We start from the raw sequence: 26,527 nt of genomic DNA, 5'->3' as shown, positions 1-26,527 counted from the left end.
GATAATAATTCAATTTGCCATTTTCCCTATCTTTGAACATCCATGAAGATAGTCTCGCGCATCAAGCTTCCTATAGAAAAAGAAATGGAACTTTTTGAGAAAAAGTTCTCAAATTCCATGGCTTCCAAAGTCTCTCTCCTTAATAGAATCACGCATTATGTGGTAAACAGAAAAGGAAAGCAAATGCGGCCTATGTTTGTCTTTCTTATCGCGAAAATGACGGGCAACGGGCAGGTGAATGAGCGCACATACCGCGGGGCTTCAGTAATTGAACTTATCCATACTGCCACGTTGGTTCACGATGACGTGGTGGACGATAGCAATCGCCGTCGTGGGTTTTTCAGTATCAACGCGCTTTGGAAAAATAAAATCGCAGTTCTCGTGGGAGACTATCTGCTTTCCAAAGGTTTGCTCCTTTCCATTGACAACGGGGATTTCGATTTGCTGAAAATAATTTCCGTTGCCGTGCGCGAAATGAGCGAAGGCGAACTGTTGCAGATTGAAAAAGCCAGAAGACTGGATATTACCGAAGAAATCTATTTTGAAATAATTCGACAAAAAACTGCCACCTTAATTGCGGCGTGTTGCGCTATGGGCGCGCAATCTGTGATGGCCGAAGAAGCAGAGGTGATAAAAATGCGAAAATTCGGCGAGCTTATTGGCACCGCGTTTCAGATTAAGGATGATCTTTTTGATTACGGAAATGAACACATCGGCAAGCCCACGGGCATTGATATCAAGGAACAGAAAATGACCCTTCCACTTATTTATGCGCTCAATAATGCTTCAGAAAAAGATAAAAAGTGGCTTATCAACTCGGTGAAAAATCATAATAAGGATAAGCGACGCGTAAAGGAAGTTATCACTTTTGTGAAAGAAAATGGCGGACTGGATTATGCTGTGGCCAAAATGAAGGAATTCCAGCAGCACGCACTTCAACTGCTGGAAACGTATCCGGACACTCCCTACAAACAATCGCTGGAACTGATGGTAAACTACGTAATAGACAGGAAGAAGTAAACAGTGCACAGTATCAGTTTGCAGTTGGCAGCTCATTTTTCCAAAAACTCTAACTGAAAATTGAATTTTTTCTACCTCAGGCAACCCTTTTTCAAAACTTTGCGTCTATAAAAATAGAAGCCTTTAAAGCGAAGCGTATTTTGAAAATTATACCCTTACATAAAAACTATTCAAAATTGATTGCCAAAGCAGGCAAAGCAGACCGCCGCGCACAGCAAGAATTGTTTGAGCTGTTTTCGCCGAAGATGCTCGGTGTCTGCAGGCAATATTTGAAAAATAATGATTTGGCAGAGGAAGTAATGCTGTCGGGTTTCCTGAAAGTTTTTTTGCACCTATCAGATTTCAAAAATGAGGGAAGTTTTGAAGGTTGGATACGCAGGATTATGGTGAACGAAAGTATTTCGCAGCTTCGGAAAGAAAAAAAATTGAATTTCGTTGCTGAGTCCGAGATTGAAAATGCAACTGCACATTCGGCGTATATTGAAACGAAGCTGGAGGCCGCTGAGATTCAGAAAATAATAGATACGCTGCCAGACGGTTACAAAACGGTTTTTGTACTCTACGCGGTGGAAGGCTACAAGCACAGTGAGATTGCGGAATTGTTGCAAATAAGCGAAAGTACTTCAAAAACGCAACTTTTCAAGGCGCGAAAAATGCTTCAAAATATTGTGAACAAACAAAATATTATAAGTTATGGCACCCATTAAACTAGAGGAAAATATTCGCGAAAAGCTGGAGGGCAGGGAGCTAAAACCTTCTGCGGAAGCGTGGAAAAAACTCGAGGCAAAACTGGAAAAAGAACAACCGCGGAAGCATACTACCATTTGGTATTACGCCGCTGCAAGTTTTGTGGGCATTCTAATTTTGGCATCGGTATTCTTCAGTCGAAATGCTTCCGAAATCGAAACACGTGTGGTGGAAGAAAATCTTCCGAAGGAAACCATTGAAAATCAAAATGAAATGATACCGAATGTCTATGATTCTGAAAAAATAGCTTCGGAAGAGAATGGTTCTGACAAAGAGAATGCTACCGAAAAAATGAATTCTGAAAAAGAAAAAAGCCAAAAAACAGAAAAAAATCAATTTGAAAAATATTCAAATAAAAATGAATCTGCAATCGATAAAAAGTTGAAGCAAAATGAAGCAATCGCAACAACTTCCGAAGAAAAAAGCGAGATGGAAGAAATTGAAAATCCAATTTCAGAAGCCCAAAAACGCATCAATGAAAAAGTAAATGAAGTTGTTGCCGAGGTTCAAAAGCGCAACAATGATAATGATGCCATAACCGCAGATGAAGTTGAAATGCTGCTGAAAAAAGCGCGCCGGGAAATACAGACTGAGCGTATTTTGAAAACCAAAAAAGTGGATGCTACGGCGCTTTTGGAAGATGTGGAACTGGAACTGGAGAAAAGTTTTCGTGACAAGGTTTTTGATGCGCTGGGCGAGGGTTTCCAAAAAATAAGAACGGCTGTTTCTGAAAGAAATCAATAATCAATAATCAATAATCAATAATCAATAATCAATAATCAATATTTATTTTAATCATCATCAAATCAAAAAAATCGAACAGTATGAAACTAATTACTCTTACCACAGCGCTCGCTATCTGGCTTTTAGCGGGTATTGGCGCACAGGCGCAAACAAAAAATGATTTGGCGCAAGCCGAAATTGAACAACTCAATTCATTGAAAGATCAAATTGTTTCTGAAGAAAAAGAAGCCTTAAAAAATGAAGTGGATGCAATAAACATTCGGTTTGAAAATAAGGAAATATCACCAACCGAAGCTGAAAAATTGAAACAGGAGGCGGCAGAAAAGCATGCGTTGAACATTGAAAACCGGTTGGCAATTGTGGACAATCAACTGGAATTGATCAAACGCAATGGCATTGATTCTACAAAATACACTGGGACTAGTATAATATTTGGGCTTGGCAGTGATGACGACGAAGAACAAGTGTTCGGTCTGCGAATTAAAAAGGGAACTGCAGCCAAAAAACGCAAATACGATCGTCGTACAACATCATCATTTGTATTTGCTTTTGGACTCAATAATGTAATTACGAAAGGCGAGTCGCTGGAAGATTCAGATTTTAAGATTGCCGGAAGCCGTTTCGCGGAACTTGGATGGGCGTGGAAAACCAGGGTTTTTGAAAATACCAATTGGCTTCGGTTTAAATACGGCGTTTCTTTTCAATTTAATGGCTTAAAACCTACCGATAATCGCTATTACGTAGATATGGGATCGCAGACTGAACTGCAGGAATATCCGCTGGATTTGGATAAATCTAAATTTAGAATGGACAATGTTGTGGTGCCCATCCATTTTGAATTTGGACCTTCCACAAAAGAGGAGCACGAAGATTATTTCCGCTATTCCACAGAAAAAAAATTGAAAATAGGCCTGGGTGGTTATGCTGGCATTAATATGGGAAGTAGGCAAAAATTAAAATTTGAGGAAGATGGTGAGGATAAAAAATTAAAGCTGAAGGCAAATTACAATACCAACAATTTTATCTATGGCCTTAGCGGCTATATAGGTTGGAACGGCGTGGCCCTCTATGCAAAATATGATTTAAATACACTTTTTAAGGACAATCCCATTGAGCAGCGAAATATTTCACTGGGGCTTCGGTTTGATGTGGATTAGCAAAAAATCATTATTCCGTTTGTTTTCTACCTGCACTTTTTTTTAAAGATTGCAGGTTTTTTTATACATATACTTTTTATTTTGATAATCGATTTGAAAATTTCCAAAATTGTACTACAAGGTTTCCAAAACCCTGTAGGTATAATAATAACGGTGGTTCACGGTTTCAATATTAAGTTAAGGTTAATTCAACGTAAAGAAATAATTTTCAATTTCCTTTTTGAGTAAATTTGGACTAGACAAAAACTGAACGCTAAACCCTTCAAAATCTATTTGGTATGAAACGGGACCTGCGTAAACAAAATCTGAAGCTCAATTTTCACTTCGCAAAAGGGCAGAAGGCAAGTTTGCTTTCAGACAATAGCGTACTTCAGGATATTGATGATGATAATTATTTAATTTCCTTAAACCTCACCAAAAATATAGAGTCAGATTTTCAAAGCTATGACAGCCTGCAAAAGGATTTGAATAGTATTGAATACATAGAGATTGAGGATGATTATGCCATAAAGAACTTCAAGGATTACTATATTTTACGCTACGGAAATAACAAGCGCGCGTATTTAAAAAATGTTTTGGTGAATCTGGTAATGGGACAGACAAAAACCATAAAATGCGATGTGGAGGTAGAACCTGTCTTAAGGCTATTGAAGGTTGAATAATTTTTTAAAATAGCTTCGCAAAAGTTTCTGCTTTATTATATTACAGATCTTTCGTGAAGAATTGATATTAGTTTTTTAAACTTGTTCACCCTAAAAAATTCCGCTGTACCAATACGTTTTATTTAGTAGTTTTGCACACTTCCGAAAAAATTAGTTGTGCATGGAAATGAATCCGCTAAAAATAAGTCTTTACGTTATTGTCGTGCTTTTGGCAATGCTTGGCCTAACGTATTTGAGCGGAAAAAATGCCTTGGCAGACGGAAAATTTCAAGATGGTTTTTCCTGGAATGGAAGTGTCATAAAATATCCAACCACAGCAACATTCTTTAAAGATGCTTCCCTTTCAAAAGAGCAAAAAAAATCTTTTGAAGGTATTGTTCAAAATATTGAAACCGTTGTGGAAGACGCCGTTGTTGAAATTCCCGATTTCACGAAAATTGACAGTACAAAAATTCAGCGCATCGCCTATCCGGAACCATCAGCGGAATTCATAAATAAATTATTGGAACAATTAAAATCGCCCAATTGCCGCATCATTCACTATGGCGATTCACAACTGGAGGGCGACCGTATTTCCGCATATCTGCGCAATAGGCTACAAAATATGTATGGCGGCGGTGGCCCGGGATTTATTCCTATAAAACAAGTGTACCATCAAGTGAGTGCGGTTGTGGTTCCATCTGAAAATTGGGAGCGCTACGCCACTTTCGATCCCAGCAAGCCAAAATTCAAAAACAGAAATTATGGTGCTTTTCTTTCAGCTTCTCGCTTTACACCGGTTTTTGATAGTATTGCAGATTCTTTGGCAGTCCGGAATACGGAATTGGTAAAAGCAACTATTGAAATTAGTCCTTCGTCAAAACAATACGCAAAGCTCAAAAACTACAATTCAATCGGTTTGCATTATGGAAATGCCACTGCTCCCGTGAGCATCAAAGTTTATAATTCCGGCGAATTGATTAAAGATGAAATGTTGAAAAGCGATGGCAAATACCATTGTTTCAATATAAATACCGATACTACTCCCGAAAATTTAAAAATAGAACTTGAAAGCACCGAAAGCCCAGATTTTTACGGAATAACGCTGGATGGAAGCCAGGGAATTTCTCTGGATAATGTTGCTATGCGCGGAAGTTCGGGTACTGTTTTTGCTTCAAACGGTGAAAGCTTTGGCAGTATGTACCAGCAATTGCAGCCAAAAATTGTTATTTTCCAATTTGGAGGCAATGCCGTTCCCTATTTGAAAGATTCGCTTGCGGTCCAGAATTATGCCAATTATATGAGGAATCAAATGGATTGGGTTCGCCGAAAGTCGCCAGAGGCAAGTTTTATTTTCATTGGTCCGAGCGATATGGCTACCACCGTAAATGGTGAAATAAAAAGTTATAGTTTGCTGCCGCTTTTAGATTCAAAATTAAAACAAATGTGTACCACAAATAATGTAGCGTATTGGAGTATGTTTCACGCAATGGGCGGAGAAAATTCAATGCCTTTTTGGGTGGACCAAAAACTGGCGGGCAGCGATTACACACATTTTACACCTTCGGGAACAAAAATTATTTCCGAATTATTTTTCACCGCATTACATATGGATTTAACAAATAGCAAATGAAGCACTTTTTAATTCTAATTTCAGTGCTTATCGGGTTTTCGGCACAATCGCAGGAATATGTGCTGGATAGCCTATTGCCCAAATATTCAGAGATTATAAATACGGAGGCAAATGTGCTGATTGGGGCAGGGAATTCGCCTACATTCAATCATTTCTTTGGCAAATTGGATAGCGTTTATGCGGGCAACAAAGAGAAATTGCACATTTTTCATATCGGCGGGTCGCATATTCAAGCAGATATTTATTCGAATAAATTGCGCACGTATTTTCAAAATATGAATGATGTTTCGCAAGGGCAGCGCGGCTTCGTTTTTCCATTTCATTTGGCGCACACCAATAATCCCACAAATTATAAAATTGAAGCTACGAAAGATAAATGGCAAGGGTACCGAAATTCAATTTTAAAGGATAGCATCGCTTGGGGTTTGGCGGGCGTAACCGCTGCTTTTCGGGATTGTTCAGATACAATTTCAATTCAAGCGAATTATAAAAACGATACAAAAAATCCATATTCCTTTGATAAACTTCGTGTTTTTTATAATACGTGGAAAGATGATTACAGTTTGAATATTTTGGACAGCACATTGGTGGTTTCAGATACCGTGAATTACGAATATATGTTTCGGGAATTTAAGCTGAATAAAAATGTTGAAGAATTGCAACTTTCAATTGAAGTGAAGGACACGGCGACCATTGGCCCGGAATTTCTGCTGATGGGAATGGAACTTATGAACGATAATCCTGGTATTGAATATACCAGTATTGGCGTAAATGGTGCCAGTTTTGGATCGTATGAGCGAAGCGCTTTTTTTGAAAAACAACTCAGTCTTTACCGCCCCGATCTTTTTATAATTTCAGTGGGGACAAACGATGCCTATATGCCGAAATCGGATTTTAAGGAGGACGAATTTCGAGCAAATTATGAGGAATTTATTCAAATGATACAGCGCGTAAATCCCAATTGCGCCATATTGCTCACAGTGCCCAACGACGATTATTACCGGAAAAAATACCCAAATAAAAATACTGCGGTACAAGCTGAAATTATTTTGGAATTGGCCGATAAATACCAAATGGCGGCATGGAATCTATATGAAATTATGGGCGGTCTCGGCTCTTCAAATAAATGGTACAAAAATAAACTGATGCCGCGCGACCGAATCCATTTTACCTATTTGGGCTATAGCATCAAAGCTGATTTACTGCTGAAAGCCTTGGTGGATTCTTGGGCAAAATGCTATGACCGCGATGCGGAAATGCTGCTGTCCCATTTCAAAACCTTGGAAGAATAGCAATGAATCGGCTGGTTGATATCTTTCAGTTTTCAGAAAATTTCCCGCTTATTTTTACGCAAGCCAATTTCTGGATTTTTTTCGCTGTAGTATATTTCATTTTTGCGCTTCTTTACAAAAAAATAAAACTTCGTAATAGCTATTTATTTCTGGTATCCCTGTTTTTTTATTATAAAACAAGTGGACTTTTTGTAGGTATTTTAATATTCAGTACGATGCTTGATTACTTTATTGGGAAAAGTATTTACGGGACGCCCTCACAGCACAAACGTCTGGTTTTGGTAACGATAAGCGTTTGCGTAAATCTTCTGGTTTTATGCTACTTCAAGTACGCTTATTTCTTTACCGATTCCTTCAACGCATTGTTTAAAACTAATTATGAAGTGATGAATTGGCTGGGCTATTGGGGAAACAGTTTTAGCCAGCAGAATTATTTTACTCTGGATAAAATCATTCTTCCCGTGGGAATCTCTTTTTACACTTTTCAAACCATTAGTTACAGCGTAGATATTTACCGTGGAAAATTGAAGCCATTGGATTCCATTCTGGATTTTGGATTTTTCGTGAGTTTTTTCCCGCAGTTGGTCGCTGGGCCCATAGTTCGCGCAGAAAGTTTTGTGCCGCAAATTTCACAAAAAACAGTTGTTACAAAATCTGAATTTAATGCAGGTACTTTTTTGATTTTGAAGGGCTTGATTAAGAAAATGATTTTTGCGGATTTTATTGCAATGCATTTTTTGGACAGGGTTTTTGATGCCCCGGAAATGTTCTCTGGCTTTGCAAACGTAATGGCGATGATAGGCTATTCGCTTCAAATTTATGGTGACTTTTCGGGTTACACGGATATTGCCATAGGTTTGGCATTGTTGATGGGTTTTCAGCTTCCCATCAATTTCAACGCCCCCTATAAAGCAACAAATGCGGGCGATTACTGGAAACGCTGGCATATTTCCCTTTCTACTTGGCTTCGCGATTATCTGTACATTCCATTGGGCGGAAACAGGCGTGGAAGTGTGGCATCTTATATAATTTTAGCAATAATACTGGCGGGAGTAGTTATTGCTTTTAGAAATTGGTATGTTTTTGCCATTGTTTCGGCCATCGTTTTATTGGTCATCGTATTGGCATTTTTTTCAACGTCGGTAAAAAGTCAAGTCAATACCAATATCAATTTGATGCTTACGATGCTTATTGGCGGCCTCTGGCACGGTGCTTCCTGGAAATTTGTTATTTGGGGCGGATTGAATGGTCTGGGAATTATAGTCTATAAATTCTGGCGAAAAATAAGCCCATACGAAAACAAGACTGGTTGGCTGGCACACGCCTGGAAAATCTTCATAACCTTTATGTTCGTAACCTTCACGCGAATTTATTTTAGGGGAGAAAGTATGGAACATATTGAAAAATGGTATCTGCAGGTAGCGAACAATATGGACTGGGCGCACGCTTGGGATATTATTGTGCATTATCAAATGGTTTTTTGGGTCATGTTGATTGGTTATATTACACACTGGTTACCCGAAACAACCAAGGCAAATGTGGAAATGTACTACGCAAAAAGCCCGATTCCTATAAAAATAATGGTGTCCATATTTGTGGGCGTGCTATGTTATCAGGCATTTTCTGCGGATTTTCAGCCATTTATATACTTTCAATTCTAGAAAATATTTCTGAAAAAATAAAATGTAGAACAATTGCATTTGGAGGAATGTAATTTGAAAGCCGTCATAAATACTTATTTTTACTAAAAATCCAACAATCCAAGAATTTGATTTCCAAAACCACCATAGATAATGTATTCGAAACCGCCCGGGTAGAGGAGGTTATTGGTGATTTTGTTCAGCTAAAAAAATCCGGAAGCAATTATAAAGGGCTCAGTCCCTTTACAGATGAGCGTTCGCCAAGTTTTATGGTGAGCCCGGTCAAGCAGATTTGGAAAGATTTCAGTAGTGGAAAAGGTGGGAACGTGGTCGCTTTTTTAATGGAGCACGAACATTTCACATATCCTGAGGCCATCAAATATTTGGCTAAAAAATATGCTATTGAAATTGAGGAAACCCAACAAACAAGCGAAGAAAAAGAACAAGCAAACGAGCGCGAAAGCCTTTATCTGGTAAGTGAATTTGCAAAAAATTATTTTCACAACACATTGCTGAAGACGGAAGAAGGCAAGGCAATTGGGCTTTCTTATTTTAAAGAGCGCGGATTTACTGATGAAACCATCAAAAAATTTGAGTTGGGCTATTCTCCGGATTCGTGGGATGCCTTTACCGCCCACGCCATTAAAAAGGGATATAAACTTGAATTTTTGGAAAAAACGGGGCTTTCAATCGTAAAGGATGAAAAGCAATTTGATCGTTTCAAAGGCAGGGTAATGTTTCCAATTTTAAGTATGAGCGGGCGGACGCTCGGTTTTGGCGGAAGAATTTTAACTTCAGATAAAAAAGCCGCAAAATATTTAAATTCTCCAGAAAGCGATATCTACCACAAAAGCAAAGTGCTGTACGGTATTTTCCAAGCCAAGCAAAGCATTGCAAAAGAGGATAATTGCTATCTGGTTGAAGGCTATACGGATGTCATCCAATTTCATCAAACCGGAATCCACAATGTGGTTTCCTCCTCTGGTACCGCGCTTACTGCAGAGCAAATCCGGCTTATAAACAGGCTTACCAAAAACATAACCGTGCTTTTTGATGGGGATGCCGCCGGTCTCAGGGCTTCGCTTCGCGGAATCGATCTCATTCTGGAACAGGCAATGAACGTAAAAATTTGCACTTTCCCTGAAGGCGAGGACCCCGACAGTTTCGCCCGAAAAAATTCTTTGGAAGAATTGACCATATATCTGGAAGAAAATGCCAAGGATTTTGTCACATTCAAAGCCTCGCTTCTCGCCAATGAGGCCAAAAATGATCCCATAAAAAAGAGCGAGACCATTCACGATATGGTCAACAGCATTGCGAAAATTCCAGATGTGATAAAGCGGGAAGTTTACATTAAGGAATGTTCGCGGATTATGGATATTTCTGAACAAGTGCTTTTCAATACGCTGGCGCAATTGCTTCAAAAAGATAAAAAGGAAGCCAAAAAAGCGGAGACTCCCAAGGAAACTTTTGAAGTTATTCCTTCAGAAAAAAATATCGAAAAAGTAGATGTTCAGTTTGAATTGGAGCAGAAAATCATTCAGCTTTTACTGCTATATGGGAATGTAGCCGAAGATTTTGAGGAATTGATTTTGGAGGCAAATGAAAAAGGTGAAATCTCATTAAAGCCAGAAATACACAAATCCCGCGTATATGAAAAAATCTATTTGGATCTACAAGAAGATGAAATCGAATTTACGAATGCGGCGTTTAAAAATGTGTATTCTGAAATTATTAACCGTTTAAACCAAGATCCGGAAGCCAAGCCCGAAACTTTCATCAATCAATTGCCTGCTGAAATGGCGTCCACGGTTTCACACCTTTTGATGGAGGAGGAAAAATACAGCCTGCACAATTGGGAACGGATGGAAATTTACGTTAAGGAAAAGGAACAAACCATTGCCCAAGTGGTTTCCGAAACTATTTTGAATCTACGGCGGCATTTGGTTTCGCAGAAAATAAATGAACTTTCTGAAAGATTCAAAACAACCGAGAATGAAGAAAATTCCCAAGGGCTTCAGGAAATTGTGGATTACCTCACCTTGAAAAAAGTGTTGTCAGAAAAATTGAACAGGGTTCTCTAGGCCATTTGGAACATGCGCGCTTGATTGATCAATTCCGCAAGATTATCAACCCTTAGTTTTTTAAGAAGCCTTGTTTTATATGTGCTCACGGTCTTTTCATTGATGTCGAGCAACGATGCAATTTCCTTGTTCCGTTTTCCACTGGAAAGTAAGTTCAACACTTCAATTTCCCGGGCTGAAAGTTTTTTATAGCGCCCAATCATAGAACTTTCGCCAGTACTTTCTGTGTTGAAAGCCTCAGTAAGCTCTTTATTTAGAAATATTCCACCTTTTGAAATACGCTCGAGGGCGTTCAGAAATACCTTGCTGGTAGAGGTTTTCGGGATATAACCCGCCGCGCCCGATTTTATGGAACGAAGCGCATAGATTTCTTCTGGATGTGATGAAAAAATGACGATTCTGGTATGGGGATATTGGTCGCGAAGATTTCTAAGGGCGCTAAAGCCATTAATTTCCGGCATATCCAGCTCAAGAATAAGTAAGTCTGCGTTGTCTTTTTGAAGGGCTTTTTGCAGTTCGCCGCCTCGGGAAACTTTCCCAATGATGGAATAATCTGTTTTGCCTTTAATCAATTCTGTGATTCCCTTCCGGGTAATGGGATGGTGATCTGCAATTATTATTTTTTTCATTTTTATTGAATAAATAAAAACCGACAGATTTGGGGTAATTTGGTTTTTTAGTTAACGTAATATTAAGACTACAGAATGAAAATTAAAAATTACAGGCCAATGAATTTAAAACCTTTCGTTTACATGTATAAATTTTTCGATAATCCGTAAATTATTTGAGGTTTTCGGGTATTTTACATACTGGGATGGGTATCATTTTATGCTGGTTTATCGCATTAAGTCGTGAATAAATCTCAAAAACTTTTTTGTTTCTGCCTTCAAAATCGTCAGCGGTCTTGCCTTTCCCTTTCATTTTCATCGCCCATTCCAGTTCGTCATAGGTAGCTCCAATTTGATCTTCATCTGTGCGGTCATCCCCCCAAAGTCCATCTGTGGGTGCGGCGTCAATTATTTCTTGATTGATGCCCAAATGTTTCGCAATTTCATAAACTTCACTTTTCATCAAGTCTGCAATAGGGCTTAAATCTACGCCGCCATCACCATATTTCGTATAAAAGCCAACCCCAAAATCCTCAACTTTGTTACCGGTGCCAGCAACTAGATATTTGTGCAGTGCCGCAAAATAATATAGCGTAGTCATGCGAAGGCGTGCACGGGTATTTGCGAGAGACATAAAACGGTCTTCCTCATTTTGTACGCTTGGCAAAACATCAATCAGCGAGTCGAAGACAGGGGTGAGGTTAACTTCAATTTTAATGGTATTTTCATGATTTTTCTTCAGCCACGAAATATGGTTTACAGCTCTGCTCACTTGCGATGGAGCTTGGTGTATGGGCATTTCAACACATACCAGATCCAGCCCCGTGCGCGCGCAAAGTGTGGAGGTAACTGCGGAATCAATTCCGCCACTTATACCTATTACAAAACCATTCATTTTTGCATTTACGGCATAGTCCTTTAGCCATTTCACGATATAGTCAATTACTTTTTGGGTCTGCATTTTTCTGTGTTTTTAAAGTTTTATAATAATACCTTTGCAAAAGCGCTTAAAGATAAAATTAATATATCCGAAAGGCGTTACACCTCAGAAACATTTTCTGCTTTATGAAATTTTACGCATTGATTTTATTTATTTTTCTATTGGCTTCCTGCAACGACCAAAGCAAGGTTGAAAAAGAAATTGAAGCCATACCCATAGACGTACAGATTGATAGATTTGATAAAGTTTTTGCTGCCACTACGGAGCAAAACCTGCCCGAAGTTAAACGAAAATATCCCATTTTTTTTCCACAACAGTTCAATGATAGCATTTGGATTGAAAAAATAAATGATACGCTACAAAATCAGCTGGAAGAAGAAGTTGTAAAAAAATTCCCGAATGATGAATATCTGGAAGAAGTGCTCGAGCCGCTTTTTCAACATATAAAATATTATTTCCCAAAATTTAAAAACCCGAATGTAGTCACCATCATTTCTGATGTTGATTACCGCAATAAAATAATTCTGGCTGAAAATATGCTGGTGATAGGCCTCGACAATTATTTAGGGAGTGATCATTTTTTCTACGAGGGAATTGAAAAATACATCACCAAGGAAATGAAGCCGAGCCAAATAGGCCCGGATGTTGCCGAAGTGTATGCAAGACAGTTCGTGGCGCCTCCAAAAACGAGATCCCTACTCTCAATTATGATATATTTTGGTAAAAAACTTTATTTGAATGATGTCTTTCTGCCGAATATACCAGATGCTGAAAAAATAGGATATACGGAGGAAGAATATCTTTGGTCCACGGAAAATGAGCAATATATGTGGCGCTATTTTGTTGAAAAGGAATTGTTGTACAGCACGGATCAAAAATTGGTCGCGCGTTTCATAAGTCCAGCGCCATTCTCAAAATTTTACTTGGAAATTGATAACGAATCTCCCGGAATGCTGGGACGCTTTTTGGGGTGGCAAATCGTTAAAAGTTATATGGAAAACAATGATGCCAGCGTACAACAATTGATGGTAATGGATGCTGAAGAGATATTTACAAATTCAAAATACAAACCAAAAAAATAATGGCTAAACCAGCACATACTTCAGAAATAAAATTGAACGTGGCACTTGACGAAAACAAAGTGCCCGAAGCTATAAAATGGACAGCCGAGGACGGCGGGGTAACCAATGAGGAAACAAAAGCAGTAATGCTCTCAGTATGGGATCACAAAAATAAGGAATCCCTTCGTATCGATTTGTGGACCAAGGATATGCCACTGGATGATATGAAAATTTTCTTCCACCAAACGTTGAGTGCCATGGCAGATACTTTTGAACGTTCCACAAATGATGAGCGAATGAGTGCCACAATGCGCGATTTCTGTGAATATTTTGCTGAAAAATTGGAGCTGAAGCGCGATTGATGAAGTATATTTTCGTCTACAATGCAGATTCTGGTAAATTGAACGCTTACAAAGATATGCTTCATAAAATTTGGAGTCCCCAGACCTATCCTTGCAGCCTCTGCGCAATAACTTATGGCGTTTTTAAGGAGGATAAAGTTTGGAAAGAATTCAGGGAAAAATCTGTATTCAACTTTGAATTTCTTCATAAAGATGAATTTCAAAAAAAATATAAAAACAACATTAACCAAGATTTTCAATTGCCAATAATCTTAACGGAAATTGAGGGGAAATTGGAAGTTTTTATTTCAAAAGATGAATTGGACAAAATGAAAAACGCGGAACAATTGATTGAGAAAATCAGGAAGCGTTCAATTGTCCATTAATTTGGTCTATATAATTTAGAACCTCTTCGCGCCCAGTGTTATTACTGGCTGAAGTTATAAAATATTGGGGCATTTCTTCCCAAGTTTCTAGCATTTTCTGGGTATAGGCAGCAATGTTGCGTTCCAAAGCTTTTGGCTTCAGTTTATCTGCTTTGGTAAAAATAATATTGAAGGGAATTCCGCTTTCGCCCATCCATTGCATAAATTCCAAGTCAATGGTTTGTGGTTCGTGTCTGCAATCAACCAATACGAAGGCAAGCACCATTTGCTCCCTTTTTTCAAAATATTGGGTTATAAATTTCTGGAATGTTTTTTTACTGCTCTTTGAAACCCTTGCGTAGCCATAACCAGGTAAATCTACCAAATACCAATTTTTATTGACCAAAAAGTGGTTGATGAGCTGGGTCTTCCCGGGCCGGCCAGAGGTTTTGGCCAGACTCTTCCGCTCCATCAACATATTGATCAAGGACGATTTTCCAACATTGCTCCTGCCTATAAAGGCATATTCCGGCAGCCTATCCTTTGGGCATTTGGCAACATCACTATTGCTCATTACAAATTCTGCCGATTTAATATGCATTTTTTAAATTATAAATTATGAATTTTCAATTGTGATTGTGGCTTTGATTTTACTGTTGAAATATTATTTTCAAAATTCAACCTTAAACCTTGAAACTTCGCCGCTAAAATCCCCGTTTTTCCAGCCACGCATTAAGAATTGCGTTAAATTCTTCGGGATGCTCCATCATTGCGGCATGGCCACACTTATCAATCCAATATAAATCTGAATCCGGCAGCAATTCATCAAATTCCACGGCAACTTCGGGAGGAGTTACATTATCATTTTTGCCCCAAATAATGCACGTGGGAGTTTTCATTTTTGGAAGATCTTTCGCCATATTGTGCCTAATTGCACTTTTTGCAATAGCGAGCGTGCGTATCAATTTATTTCTGTCGTTAACTGTTTCGTAGACATCGTCCACAATTTCCTTGGTTGCCACGGCTGGATCGTAAAAAACGTTTTCGGCTTTTTTTCTTATGTATTCGTAATCGCCGCGTTTTGGGTAGCTTTCGCCCATAGCACTTTCATAAAGTCCTGAACTTCCAGTTATTACAAGTGCCTTTACTTTTTTGGGAAACATCTTTGTGCAATAAAGCCCTATGTGTCCGCCCAGTGAATTTCCCAGCAAAATAACTTCGTCATAGCCCAGATGTTCAATAAACTGCGCCACGTATTTTGCGAAGCTTTTTACATTGGTTTTTAAGATGGACATTTTATAGATAGGAAGTTCTGGGATGAGCACTTTATAGCCCTTTTGCGGAAAAAAATCGGCAACTCCGTCAAAGTTGCTTAATCCACCCATGAGCCCGTGAAGGATAATAATTGGCGTTCCCTCGCCTTTTTCAAAATAAGAAAATTTCCCCTCTTTTTTTAAGTTTTCCGCCATGCTCGGTTGGTGCAATTAAGAAAGACAAAAGTAAACAAAAATATTTCATAAGGTCTATTATTAAATTGCCATTATTCCGTAGCGAAATCATATGATAATCTCATTTAGTGGTAAAACTTATCAACAAAGTGGTAGATTGTGGTAAATTGTGGTAAAAGTTGTATATATTTGAAACTATAATTTGCTAACAGCCATTTTCCGCAATGCTCAATCTAATAGGCACATACGAATGTAAAGCAGACGTAAAGGGACGCGTCATGGTTCCTGCGCCACTTAAGAAACAATTGTTGCCCGTAATGGAAAATGGATTTGTAATCAAGCGAGCGGTTTTTCAACCGTGTCTTGAAATGTACCCAATGCAAGAATGGGATGCACTTATGGCTAAAATGGGTGAATTGAACCGTTTTAACCGAAAAAACAACGATTTTATTAGAAGATTTACCGCAGGTGTAAAGATGGTGGAGCTCGATTCTACAGGAAGGTTGCTTATCCCGAAAGATCTGCTGTCTTTTGCCGGCATTGATAAAGAATTGGTCATTTCTTCCGCAATTAATATTGTGGAAATTTGGGACAAGGATAGATACGAACAGGCTATTGATGATGCCGCGAGTGATTTCGCAGATTTGGCCGAGGAAGTAATGGGAAAAAAAGATGATGGTGATGGAATATCATAACCCGGTTTTGCTTCACGAAACGGTGGATGGCCTAAATATTAAGCCAGACGGGATTTACGTGGATGTAACTTTTGGCGGCGGCGGTCACTCAAGGGAAATTTTAAAGCGGCTGGGGCCAACCGGAAAATTGATTGCCTTTGATCAGGACAAGGATGCTTTGGAAAACGATATTGATGACGAGCGTTTTCTTCTTATAAATCAGAATTTCAGGTTTTTGAAAAAATTTCTTCGGTTTCACGGCTATAAAACGGTTGATGGGATTTTGGGGGATTTCGGTGTTTCCTCGCATCAATTCGATGTTGCCGAAAGAGGTTTTTCAACCCGGTTTGAAGCAGATTTGGATATGCGAATGAACCGAGACAGCAATTTTTCGGCATATACTGTAGTAAACAAATATGAAGAAGCCCAATTGCGCAATGTGTTTTCCAATTATGGCGAATTGCGCAGCGCGGCGGGTATGGCGAGGTTAATTGTTGAAAAAAGACAGGAAGAAAAAATTAAAACGAGCGAGCAGTTAAAAAATGTGCTCGGCAGATTTCTTCCCGCTCACAAGGAAAATAAAATATTGGCCCAAATCTATCAGGCAATACGTATTGAGGTAAACCAGGAAATTGAAGCGCTGAAGGAATTTTTACTTCAAACCAATGAGGTTTTGGAAAGCGGGGGGAGGATAAGCTTGATAAGCTATCATTCGCTAGAAGACAGATTGGTGAAGCGCTACATACGCAATGGAATGTTTGAGGGAGAACCGGAAAAGGATGTCTTCGGACGAGTTGAGGTTCCTTTTAAAGCTGTGGAAAAATTCATAATTCCCTCAAAGGAAGAAATCAAGGAAAACAATCGGGCTCGAAGCGCTAAGCTTCGCATCGCGGAAAAATTATAATTTTTTTAGAAAAATGAAAGACGGTTTTTACAACATTATAAAAGGGAAATTTTTGGTAAGTGACGATGCTTTGAAAAATTGGCGTTTCATCATTTTCCTATCACTACTGGCCTTGATAATGATTGCAAGTTCACACAGTGCCGACAAAAAAGTCCATCAAATTTCAAAATTGAATGCGGAAGTAAAAGAGCTGAAAAGCGAATATGTAGATGTGCGTATGAATTTGATGCAAACACGTATGGAAAGTAAAATTATTGCAGCGATGGAGAGCAGAGGCCTGCAGCCATCAGTTACGCCGCCAACACGCATAAAAATTGTGAAGAAAGCGCAGAAATAATAACAAAAAATAGAATAGAGAACAGCGATTTTAACCATAAACCAAAACTAAAAACTGAAACCCGAGTGGCTTTTGAAGAAAAAAACATATTAAACCGTTTGTACATCGTCGCCGGTGTTATGTTTGTTTTTGCGCTTGCCATAAGTGTTAAACTGATGAATATCCAGTTCGTCCACGGGGAAGAATATCGGGATTTGGCACATAAAAATACAACCAAAAATTTCGTTATTCCCGCAAACCGCGGTAACGTTTATGCGGATGACGGCAGTCTTTTGGCCACTTCTGTTCCAAAGTATGATATCCGTTTTGATGCCGTAACGGTTTCTTCTGAAGACTTTAGGGATAATCTAAAACCGCTCTCCGAAGGATTAAGTGCCATGTTCGGCAAACCGGTTTCCCATTATCAAAATATGTTCAGAAAAGCACGCGCCGATAAAAATAGGTATCTGCTGGTGGTGAAAAATCTGGGGTATTCTGATTATATAAAAGTGAAAAATTTACCTCTTTTCAAAAAAGGGCCCTATAAAGGTGGAATAATCGTGGAGCAACGAACCGTTCGTGAGCATCCCATTGGAAAAATTGCACAAAGAACAGTGGGCGATGAAGCCTTTGATCGCCCGGGTTATTATGCCGTGGGATTGGAAGGCGCCTTTCATGATTTGCTTCAGGGGAAAGAAGGTCACAGGCTGAAACAAAAAATCGCAAAGGGCCAATGGAAGCCCGTTTACGATGAAAATGAAATTGAACCACAGGATGGTTATGATATTATTTCAACCATAAATGTCAATATTCAGGATATTGCGCACCACGCCCTTTTGAAGCAATTAGAATATTACGAAGCAGACCACGGAACGGTCATAGTGATGGAGGTAAAAACAGGCGAGATAAAAGCGGTCTCCAACCTTGGAAGAACTTCAGAAGGTGCTTATTACGAGAAACTCAATTACGCTATTGGGGAAGCGCACGAGCCTGGTTCTACATTTAAGACGATGGCGTTTATGGCTGCTTTGGAAGATAAAGTAATTGATACGAGTACAGTTGTGGACACCGGTAATGGCCGCAAAGTTTTCTACGCAAAACCTATAAACGATTCGCATCGGGGTGGCTTTGGGAAGATTTCCGCTGCACGTTCTTTAGAGGTTTCATCCAATATAGGTTTGGCAACCATTATAAATGATAACTATTCCAAAAACCCCCACAAATTTATTGATCGTCTAAAAAAATGGCATTTAAATGAAAAAACGGGAGTTGCCATAAAAGGTGAGGGCAACCCAATGATCCCGCAGCCGGGCGACAAAAAATGGAGCCGCAACGCACTGCCATCATTGGCATACGGCTATGGACTTGAAATTACACCCTTGCAAACCTTGACTTTTTACAATGCCATTGCGAATGATGGGGTAATGGTAAAACCCAGATTTATAAAAGAAGTGCGTGCGTGGAACGAAAAAGTAGAAACGTATGAAACGAAAATAAGAAATCCAAAAATCTGTTCTGACGAAACCCTGCGTCAAGTGCGAGAAATACTGAAAAACACAGTTAAAAGAGGGACGGGCAAATCACTTTACTCACCATATTTTTCGATGGCCGGAAAAACGGGAACGGCACAAACCGAATACTGGATGGATGGATGGAAGGCAAACCCGCGCTATGTTTCATCATTTGCTGGATATTTTCCTGCGGAAGATCCCAAATATTCCTGCATTGTAATAATTCATAAACCAAGTACCCGAAAAGGATATTATGGTGCAGACGTTTCTGGACCTGTGTTTAAGCGGATTGCCCAGAAAATATTTACGGAATCAAGAAATATAGATGAAGTAAATGATATTGAAAAAGCAGACCCAGTCCTCAACGAAGATTTCGAAAAATATTATGCTTTACTTCAAAAAAGCAATAAAACCGTGCCGAATGTAACGGGAATGCCTGGTATGGATGCGGTTTCACTTTTGGAAAATCTTGGATTTAAGGTTAAAACTGTCGGTAATGGAAAGGTTGAAAACCAATCCATAAAATCTGGGGAAACGTTGAAAAAAGGCCAACAAATAATACTGAGTTTATCGTGATATTTTTAAAGGATATATTGTATAAGGTAACCATCGAAAAAGTTGTTGGCAATACTTCGGTGGCTATAAACAATCTGGAATTTGATTCCCGGAAAGTTTCTTTAAATGATGTTTTTATCGCAATAAAGGGTACAATTTCAGATGGGCATGAATTTATAAAAAAAGCTGCCGATCAAGGTGCCTTGGCAATTATTTGCGAAGTCTTGCCGGAAAATATCGTCAACGGAATTACTTACGTTCAAGTGGTCGATTCCCACAAAGCGCTTGCTATTATGGCGGCAAATTTCTATGGAAATCCTTCCGAAGAACTGAAACTTGTCGGAATCACGGGGACCAATGGCAAGACCACTGTTTCCTCACTTTTATATCAACTTTTCAAAAAAGCGGGAATGGAAGCCGGGTTGCTTTCAACCGTAAAAATAATGGTGGGAGATACCCAATTTAAAGCCACCCATACCACACCAGATTCCTTAACTATAAATAAATATTTAAGGGAAATGGTTGATGCGGGCGTGGAATATTGCTTTATGGAAGTAAGCTCCCACGGAATCCATCAAAAGCGTACTGAAGCACTACAATTTTGCGGCGGGGTTTTCACTAATCTCTCACATGACCATTTGGATTACCATAAAGATTTCGCGGAATACAGGGATGTGAAAAAATCCTTTTTTGATGAATTGCCTAAAACTGCTTTCGCATTGGTAAATGTGGACGATAAAAATGGGGTGGTAATGCTTCAGAATACAAAAGCAAAAAAGCATACTTACGCCCTAAAGACTTATGCTGATTACAGAGCACAAGTTTTGGAAAGCCAATTCAGTGGACAGCTTTTGAAAATAAATAATCAGGAATTGTGGGTGAAATTGATTGGTGGTTTTAATGCATACAATCTTTTGGCAATTTTTGGAACGGCAGAACTATTAGGGTTAAAGGAATTGGAAATCCTTCAGATAATGAGCACATTGGAAAGTGTGGGGGGAAGATTTCAATATTTAATTTCAGAAAAGAAAATAACCGCCATTGTGGATTATGCGCATACGCCCGATGCTTTAAAAAATGTTTTGGAAACCATCAATGGTATTCGTACCGGCAATGAAGAAGTAATTACGGTCATAGGCTGCGGCGGCGATCGTGATGCGCAAAAGCGACCCGTAATGGGAAATATTGCCGCAAGTTTGAGCACCAAAGTAGTTTTTACAAGCGATAACCCACGCACGGAAAATGCTGAAAAAATTATTGAACAAATGGAGGCAGGTGTGCCAGCCGAGCATTATAAAAAAACCATATCCATTACAAACCGCAAGGAAGCGATTAAAGCCGCTTGCCAGATGGCAAATGAAAATGACATCATTTTGATAGCCGGAAAGGGCCACGAAACCTATCAGGAAATAAATGGGGAGCGCTTCGATTTTGATGATTTTAAAATTGTAACCCAAATCTTAACAACCCTAAACAAATAGAAAATGCTGTATTATCTATTCGACTATTTGGAAAAAACGTACGATATGCCTGGAGCGGGGTTGTTTGAATTTATTACGTTCCGCGCTTCGTTGGCTGTAATTTTATCACTTTTTATTGCTTCGGTTTACGGAAAAAAAATCATCAATTACCTTCGGAAAAAGCAAGTAGGCGAGTCCATTCGCGATCTGGGTTTGCAGGGCCAAAATGAAAAGGCCGGCACGCCAACTATGGGCGGAATTATTATAATTCTTGCCACGCTAATTCCAGTACTGCTCTTCGCAAAACTTGAAAATATTTATGTAATTCTTCTTATTGTGACTACACTTTGGATGGGAACCATCGGTTTTATTGATGATTACATCAAAAAATTTAAAAACGATAAACAAGGTCTTCCGGGTAAATTCAAAGTAATTGGGCAAGTAGGATTAGGCCTTTTTGTTGGTGCAACCATGTATTTTCACCCAGATATTGTGGTTCAGCGGAGTATTCCAGAAACCGAAAACAAGGCATCCCTCACTGAAATTGTTGAAAAGGATTCAAAAAGCACGTTTTATGTAAAGGATAAAGCGATGCTTACCACCATTCCGTTTGTGAAGGAGAACGAATTTAATTATTCAAATCTAATAAGCTGGGCTGGAGAAAATTACAAAAGTTATGTATGGCTCATTTTTATCCCAATCGTAATTTTCATAATTACGGCTGTCTCAAACGGCGCCAATCTCACGGATGGGATTGATGGGCTGGCCGCTGGTACTTCAGCAATTATTGGGCTTACACTGGCATTGTTTGCCTGGGTTTCCGGCAACGTTATTTTTTCTGATTACCTAAATATAATGTACATCCCCAACACAGGCGAAATGACCATTTTCATTACCGCTTTTGTGGGGGCGCTCATTGGTTTTTTGTGGTACAACACCTATCCCGCACAGGTTTTTATGGGCGATACGGGCAGTTTGACCATTGGTGGGATTATTGCCGTAATAGCAATTGCTGTTAGAAAGGAATTATTAATTCCTATTCTCTGCGGCATTTTTTTAATGGAAAATCTATCGGTTGTTTTACAGGTAAGTTGGTTTAAGTACACAAAGAAGAAATTTGGCGAGGGCCGAAGAATTTTCAGAATGTCGCCGCTTCATCACCACTATCAAATACGGGGTTTTCACGAAAGCAAAATTGTAACCCGGTTTTGGATTGTGGGAATTTTTTTGGCGGTAATTACGATTGTTACGCTAAAGATAAGATAACTAAAATTTACGATGTAAGATTTTAGATATACGATTTGTGAAAGAAGAAATTAAAAGAAGGATGTTCAGGTTTGCGGTTGATTGTGGCAATTTATGTATGCAATTTCCCATTTCAAGGCAATATAATGCTTACTGCAATCAATTGATTAGGTGTTCGAGTTCAATTGGAGCAAATTACAGAGCGGCTTGCCGTGGAAAATCTGATAGAGATTTTATAAATAAATTGAAAATTGTAGAAGAGGAAGCGGATGAAAGTATCTATTTCTTAGAAATATTAAAAGAGATTTCAGAAACGCACCATTCAGAAATAAATAGATTACACGGTGAAGCTAATGAATTGCTTTCAATAACAGTAGCTTCAATAAATACGGTTCGTAAAAGAATAAACTCAAAATGAACAATCAATCTAAAATCGTAAGTCGTAAATCTAAAATCGTAATTCTCGGCGGTGGTGAGAGCGGAGTGGGAACGGCAATTTTGGCGAAGAAAAAGGGATTTCAAGTTTTCGTTTCAGACTATGGAAAAATAAAGGAAAAGTACAAGCAAGTTCTTATAAATAATGAAATAGCGTGGGAGGATGAAGGCCATTCCGAAGAAAAAATATTTTCAGCGGATGTGGTGATGAAAAGTCCGGGAATACCTGATAAAGCACCCATTGTAAAAAAGCTTCGGGAAGTTGGCATAAAGGTAATTTCTGAAATTGAATTTGCTTCAAAATATACGGAAGCAACCATTGTGGGAATAACCGGAAGTAACGGAAAGACCACGACCGCAAGTCTCACATTTGAATTGCTGAAAAATGGCGGATTAAATGTGGCTTTGGGCGGAAACATCGGGAAGAGTTTTGCAGAACAGGTATCAGAAGAAAAATATGAAAACTTTGTCTTGGAACTAAGCAGTTTCCAGCTCGACGGAATTGAAGACTTTGCACCACATATCGCGGTTTTAACCAATTTGAGTCCGGATCATTTGGATAGATATGATTATAAATATGAGAATTATATCGCCTCAAAATTCAGGATTACAATGAATCAAACCGAGGCGGATTATTTCATTTATGATGCAGACGATGTGGAAATTGAAAAATGGCTTTCAAAAAATACCATCAAAGCGCAATTGCTCCCTTTTTCAGTAAAAAAAGAATTGAAACAAGGCGCATTTAAAAAAGATAACCAAATAGTAATAAAAATAAATAATACAGAATTCAACATGCCAATCGCAACAATAGGAATACAGGGGGAACACAATGTAAAGAACGCAATGGCCGCATCAACGGTTGCTACATTATTGAAAATCAGAAAGCAAACCATCCGTGAAAGTCTAGAAGGTTTTCAAGGCGTTGAACACCGACTTGAAAAAGTTTTAAAAATCAATAATGTGATGTACATAAATGATAGTAAGGCAACCAACGTGAATGCTACCTTTTTTGCGCTAGACAGTATGGAAAATCCAACGGTTTGGATTGTGGGAGGTGTGGATAAGGGCAATGATTACAGCGAACTTTTGCCACTGGTAAATGAAAAGGTAAAGGCAATAATTTGTTTGGGAATAGATAACCAAAAAATTATAAACGCCTTTGGAAATGTGGTGGATACAATTGTTGAAACAGATTCTATGCAAGCCGCAATTAAAGTTGCGTACAGATTGGCTGAAAGAAATAACACCGTGCTTCTTTCCCCGGCTTGCGCAAGTTTTGATCTATTTGAAAACTACGAGGATCGCGGAAGACAGTTTAAGGAAGCTGTAAGGAACTTATAATTGCAATTAACAATTAACAATAAGCAATAAACAATAGTGCGAAATATTATTCAATACATACAAGGTGATAAGGCAATCTGGGGGATTGTAGGGCTTTTGGCGCTCTTTTCCTTTATGCCTGTTTATAGCTCGAGCAGCAATCTTGCATATTTGTATGGAGATGGAAGCACATTGCCTTATTTATTGAAACATTTTGCACATTTGGTATTGGGCTTTGGTATTTTGTATGGTGTGCATAAAATACCATACCATTACTTTCGGGGGCTTTCCATTATTGCGATGCCCGTGATTGTTATTCTGCTTGTTATTACAATGGCGGAAGGAACCACAATTGACGGCGCCAATGCAAGCCGTTGGATTCGCGTACCTTTTGTAGGTGTTACATTTCAAACTTCAACTTTGGCAGGGGTAGTTTTAATGACTTATGTAGCGCGCTACCTATCGCGTATAAAGGATAAAACAGTTACTTTCAAGGAAACCATCTTACCGCTGTGGGTACCGGTTTTTTTCATATTGGCTTTAATTTTACCTGCAAACTTTTCAACTACTGCCATATTTTTCTGTATGGTTGTCATGCTTGTATTTGTGGGCGGATATCCATCGCGGTATTTGGGAATTATTTTAGGTGCAGGACTTTTATTTCTAATACTTTTTGTCCTTTCAGCAAAAGCATTCCCGGGAGTTTTTCCAAACCGTGTGGATACGTGGATGAGCCGTGTTGAAAATTTTGCGAATGATAAAGACACCGAAGCGGATTACCAAATTGAAAAAGCAAAAATAGCAATCGCCTCCGGTGGTTTGGCAGGTGTGGGGCCAGGAAAAAGTGTTCAGAAAAACTTTTTGCCACAATCATCATCTGATTTTATTTACGCCATAATTGTGGAAGAATTTGGCCTTTTAGGCGGTATGTTTTTGATGCTTTTATATCTGTTTTTATTATTCAGAATAGTGGTTGTAGCACATAAGTCAACATCAATTTTTGGAAAATTACTGGTAATTGGAGTCGGCCTGCCCATCGTTTTTCGGGCGATGATCAATATGGCAGTTGCGGTTGAATTATTCCCCGTAACGGGACAAAACTTGCCGCTTATCAGTAGCGGTGGAACTTCAATCTGGATGACTTGCCTAGCGCTAGGAATGGTTTTGAGCGTAAGCGCAAAACGTGAAGTAGTGGTAAAAGAGGAATCGGAAGAAAATCCGCTGGATATTTTAAGTGAAGCGATATGAAGCCAAAAAAATTCATCATAAGCGGAGGTGGAACCGGCGGTCACATTTACCCGGCGGTTGCCATTGCAAATGAACTGAAAATTCGTTTCCCAAATGCTGAATTTTTATTTGTGGGCGCAAATGATAGAATGGAAATGGAAAAAGTACCGCAGGCTGGTTATAAAATAATGGGACTTTGGATTTCTGGGTTGCAGCGAAGTTTATCGCTCCAGAATTTGGCTTTTCCTTTGAAATTGGTTTCAAGTCTTTACAAATCACAAAAAATATTGAAAGATTTCAGGCCAGATGCGGCAATAGGAACCGGCGGTTATGCCAGCGCACCGTTGCTGAAAATGGCATCGATGAAAAAAATTCCTTGTTTGATTCAAGAGCAGAATAGCCATGCGGGAATTACCAATAAATGGCTGAGCAATAAAGTGGATAGTATTTGCGTGGCCTATGAAGGAATGGAGAATTTTTTCCCTTCACATAAAATAAAATTTACGGGAAATCCCGTACGGCAGGATTTGCTGGATATTTCTTCAAAAAGAGAAGAGGCCATCCCATTTTTTAATTTAAAAAGAAATAAAAAAACTCTATTGGTTTTGGGCGGAAGTCTCGGAGCGAAAAGGATTAACCAATTGATCGAAAAATCGCTGCCCTTTTTCGAAGCACAGAACTTACAAGTAATCTGGCAGTGCGGAAAATTTTACGAAGAAATCTACAAGAACAAATCGTCTGAAAATGTACAGATCCACGCTTTTTTAAATAGGATGGATTTGGCTTATGCCGCAGCAGATTTCATTATTTCGAGGGCGGGTGCGCTTTCGGTTTCGGAGCTTTGTTTGGTGGGAAAACCTGTGATTTTTATCCCATCTCCCAATGTGGCGGAAGATCACCAAACAAAAAACGCCAAAGCAGTATCTGAAAAAAACGCAGCTGTATTGATACGTGAAAGGGATTTGGATGAAGTGTTTGAAGGTGAATTTTCAGCGTTGGTTTCTTCCGAAGAAAAACAGAAATCACTTTCAAGCAATATAAAAAAACTTGCAAAACCAAATGCCACAAAGGAAATTGTGGATGAAATTGAGAAAATGATAGCCCCCTAACCCCCAAAGGGGGAACTAAAAACCTGAAACCTGAAACTTGAATTTTA

General features: G+C 38.9%; 26 protein-coding genes. 22 read left to right on the top strand and 4 right to left on the bottom strand.

What is annotated here, in order from left to right:
• Positions 1-42 precede the first annotated feature (42 nt).
• The 9 genes from KIV10_RS00485 to dnaG all read left to right on the top strand — a co-directional run bounded on the left by KIV10_RS00485 (position 43) and on the right by dnaG (position 10,958).
• Positions 43-1,020 carry a polyprenyl synthetase family protein gene (locus KIV10_RS00485; RefSeq protein WP_214111525.1) on the top strand — a complete coding sequence of 326 codons (978 nt, stop codon included), beginning with the start codon at positions 43-45 and terminating at the stop codon, positions 1,018-1,020.
• 140 nt (positions 1,021-1,160) lie between these two features.
• The gene (locus KIV10_RS00480) at positions 1,161-1,727 is read left to right on the top strand and encodes an RNA polymerase sigma factor (RefSeq protein ID WP_214111524.1); all 567 of its coding nucleotides are present in this window, start codon (positions 1,161-1,163) and stop codon (positions 1,725-1,727) included.
• Complete coding sequence (locus KIV10_RS00475) at positions 1,714-2,511, top strand: hypothetical protein (protein ID WP_214111523.1); 798 nt, start codon at positions 1,714-1,716, stop codon at positions 2,509-2,511. The genes KIV10_RS00480 and KIV10_RS00475 overlap by 14 nt, the downstream gene beginning before the upstream one ends.
• Positions 2,512-2,591: 80 nt before the next feature.
• Positions 2,592-3,668 carry a coiled-coil domain-containing protein gene (locus KIV10_RS00470; protein ID WP_214111522.1) on the top strand — a complete coding sequence of 359 codons (1,077 nt, stop codon included), beginning with the start codon at positions 2,592-2,594 and terminating at the stop codon, positions 3,666-3,668.
• A gap of 278 nt (positions 3,669-3,946) precedes the next feature.
• Entirely contained in the window at positions 3,947-4,330 is a 384-nt protein-coding gene (locus tag KIV10_RS00465) for a hypothetical protein (RefSeq protein WP_214111521.1), read from the top strand.
• A gap of 166 nt (positions 4,331-4,496) precedes the next feature.
• The gene (locus KIV10_RS00460; RefSeq protein ID WP_214111520.1) at positions 4,497-5,942 is read left to right on the top strand and encodes an SGNH/GDSL hydrolase family protein; all 1,446 of its coding nucleotides are present in this window, start codon (positions 4,497-4,499) and stop codon (positions 5,940-5,942) included.
• Positions 5,939-7,234, top strand: a complete 1,296-nt coding sequence (locus KIV10_RS00455) for a GDSL-type esterase/lipase family protein (RefSeq protein WP_214111519.1) — start codon at positions 5,939-5,941, stop codon at positions 7,232-7,234. Before KIV10_RS00460 ends, KIV10_RS00455 begins: the two co-directional genes overlap by 4 nt.
• 2 nt (positions 7,235-7,236) lie before the next feature.
• A complete protein-coding gene (locus KIV10_RS00450; RefSeq protein WP_214111518.1) occupies positions 7,237-8,895 on the top strand; it encodes an MBOAT family O-acyltransferase in 1,659 nt (552 codons plus the stop codon).
• A gap of 107 nt (positions 8,896-9,002) precedes the next feature.
• Positions 9,003-10,958: a DNA primase gene (gene dnaG / locus KIV10_RS00445; RefSeq protein WP_214111517.1), complete on the top strand. Its 1,956-nt coding sequence runs from the start codon at positions 9,003-9,005 to the stop codon at positions 10,956-10,958.
• On the opposite strand, the gene KIV10_RS00440 is transcribed toward dnaG, so the two are convergent.
• Both KIV10_RS00440 and nadE read right to left on the bottom strand, forming a co-directional pair.
• Positions 10,955-11,587, bottom strand: a complete 633-nt coding sequence (locus KIV10_RS00440; RefSeq protein ID WP_214111516.1) for a response regulator — start codon at positions 11,585-11,587, stop codon at positions 10,955-10,957. The two genes, dnaG and KIV10_RS00440, sit on opposite strands and share 4 nt — an antisense overlap.
• Before the next feature lie 151 nt (positions 11,588-11,738).
• Entirely contained in the window at positions 11,739-12,527 is a 789-nt protein-coding gene (nadE, locus tag KIV10_RS00435) for an NAD(+) synthase (protein ID WP_214111515.1), read from the bottom strand.
• A 104-nt stretch (positions 12,528-12,631) separates the two neighbouring features.
• On the opposite strand from nadE, the gene gldB reads away from it, so the two are divergent.
• The 3 genes from gldB to KIV10_RS00420 are packed head-to-tail and all read left to right on the top strand — an operon-like array spanning position 12,632 to position 14,294.
• Entirely contained in the window at positions 12,632-13,588 is a 957-nt protein-coding gene (gene gldB / locus KIV10_RS00430) for a gliding motility lipoprotein GldB (RefSeq protein ID WP_214111514.1), read from the top strand.
• Positions 13,588-13,929 carry a gliding motility protein GldC gene (gldC, locus tag KIV10_RS00425; protein WP_214111513.1) on the top strand — a complete coding sequence of 114 codons (342 nt, stop codon included), beginning with the start codon at positions 13,588-13,590 and terminating at the stop codon, positions 13,927-13,929. The genes gldB and gldC overlap by 1 nt, the downstream gene beginning before the upstream one ends.
• Positions 13,929-14,294, top strand: coding sequence for a GTPase (locus KIV10_RS00420; RefSeq protein ID WP_214111512.1), 366 nt, complete (start codon positions 13,929-13,931; stop codon positions 14,292-14,294). The genes gldC and KIV10_RS00420 overlap by 1 nt, the downstream gene beginning before the upstream one ends.
• Here KIV10_RS00420 and yihA read toward each other — a convergent pair.
• Both yihA and KIV10_RS00410 read right to left on the bottom strand, forming a co-directional pair.
• The gene (gene yihA, locus KIV10_RS00415) at positions 14,269-14,874 is read right to left on the bottom strand and encodes a ribosome biogenesis GTP-binding protein YihA/YsxC (RefSeq protein WP_214111511.1); all 606 of its coding nucleotides are present in this window, start codon (positions 14,872-14,874) and stop codon (positions 14,269-14,271) included. The two genes, KIV10_RS00420 and yihA, sit on opposite strands and share 26 nt — an antisense overlap.
• Before the next feature lie 103 nt (positions 14,875-14,977).
• Entirely contained in the window at positions 14,978-15,742 is a 765-nt protein-coding gene (locus KIV10_RS00410) for an alpha/beta fold hydrolase (RefSeq protein ID WP_214111510.1), read from the bottom strand.
• A 203-nt stretch (positions 15,743-15,945) separates the two neighbouring features.
• Here KIV10_RS00410 and mraZ point away from each other — a divergent pair, with 203 nt between their 5' ends.
• The 10 genes from mraZ to murG all read left to right on the top strand — a co-directional run bounded on the left by mraZ (position 15,946) and on the right by murG (position 26,480).
• Positions 15,946-16,416: a division/cell wall cluster transcriptional repressor MraZ gene (gene mraZ / locus KIV10_RS00405; RefSeq protein WP_214111509.1), complete on the top strand. Its 471-nt coding sequence runs from the start codon at positions 15,946-15,948 to the stop codon at positions 16,414-16,416.
• A complete protein-coding gene (rsmH, locus tag KIV10_RS00400; RefSeq protein ID WP_214111508.1) occupies positions 16,403-17,299 on the top strand; it encodes a 16S rRNA (cytosine(1402)-N(4))-methyltransferase RsmH in 897 nt (298 codons plus the stop codon). The genes mraZ and rsmH overlap by 14 nt, the downstream gene beginning before the upstream one ends.
• Positions 17,300-17,312: 13 nt before the next feature.
• Positions 17,313-17,636 (top strand): FtsL-like putative cell division protein, encoded by a 324-nt coding sequence (locus tag KIV10_RS00395; protein WP_214111507.1) that lies wholly within the window; start codon positions 17,313-17,315, stop codon positions 17,634-17,636.
• Positions 17,637-17,701: 65 nt separating this feature from the next.
• Positions 17,702-19,702, top strand: coding sequence for a penicillin-binding protein (locus KIV10_RS00390; RefSeq protein WP_214111506.1), 2,001 nt, complete (start codon positions 17,702-17,704; stop codon positions 19,700-19,702).
• Positions 19,699-21,162, top strand: a complete 1,464-nt coding sequence (locus KIV10_RS00385; RefSeq protein ID WP_214111505.1) for a UDP-N-acetylmuramoyl-L-alanyl-D-glutamate--2,6-diaminopimelate ligase — start codon at positions 19,699-19,701, stop codon at positions 21,160-21,162. Before KIV10_RS00390 ends, KIV10_RS00385 begins: the two co-directional genes overlap by 4 nt.
• Positions 21,163-21,165: 3 nt before the next feature.
• Entirely contained in the window at positions 21,166-22,407 is a 1,242-nt protein-coding gene (gene mraY / locus KIV10_RS00380; RefSeq protein WP_214111504.1) for a phospho-N-acetylmuramoyl-pentapeptide-transferase, read from the top strand.
• A gap of 37 nt (positions 22,408-22,444) precedes the next feature.
• Positions 22,445-22,804 (top strand): four helix bundle protein, encoded by a 360-nt coding sequence (locus KIV10_RS00375; protein WP_317194693.1) that lies wholly within the window; start codon positions 22,445-22,447, stop codon positions 22,802-22,804.
• A complete protein-coding gene (gene murD, locus KIV10_RS00370) occupies positions 22,801-24,165 on the top strand; it encodes a UDP-N-acetylmuramoyl-L-alanine--D-glutamate ligase (RefSeq protein ID WP_214111503.1) in 1,365 nt (454 codons plus the stop codon). The genes KIV10_RS00375 and murD overlap by 4 nt, the downstream gene beginning before the upstream one ends.
• 36 nt (positions 24,166-24,201) lie before the next feature.
• Complete coding sequence (locus KIV10_RS00365; RefSeq protein WP_214111502.1) at positions 24,202-25,392, top strand: FtsW/RodA/SpoVE family cell cycle protein; 1,191 nt, start codon at positions 24,202-24,204, stop codon at positions 25,390-25,392.
• Positions 25,389-26,480, top strand: coding sequence for an undecaprenyldiphospho-muramoylpentapeptide beta-N-acetylglucosaminyltransferase (murG, locus tag KIV10_RS00360; RefSeq protein ID WP_214111501.1), 1,092 nt, complete (start codon positions 25,389-25,391; stop codon positions 26,478-26,480). Before KIV10_RS00365 ends, murG begins: the two co-directional genes overlap by 4 nt.
• Positions 26,481-26,527 lie beyond the last annotated feature (47 nt).

Origin of the sequence: Aequorivita echinoideorum, from assembly GCF_018476645.1 — a bacterium.
In the GTDB taxonomy this organism is placed as follows: Bacteria; Bacteroidota; Bacteroidia; order Flavobacteriales; family Flavobacteriaceae; genus Aequorivita; species Aequorivita echinoideorum.
Note: the sequence above shows the minus strand (reverse complement) of the source record. Positions and strands in the feature narration are given on the sequence as shown.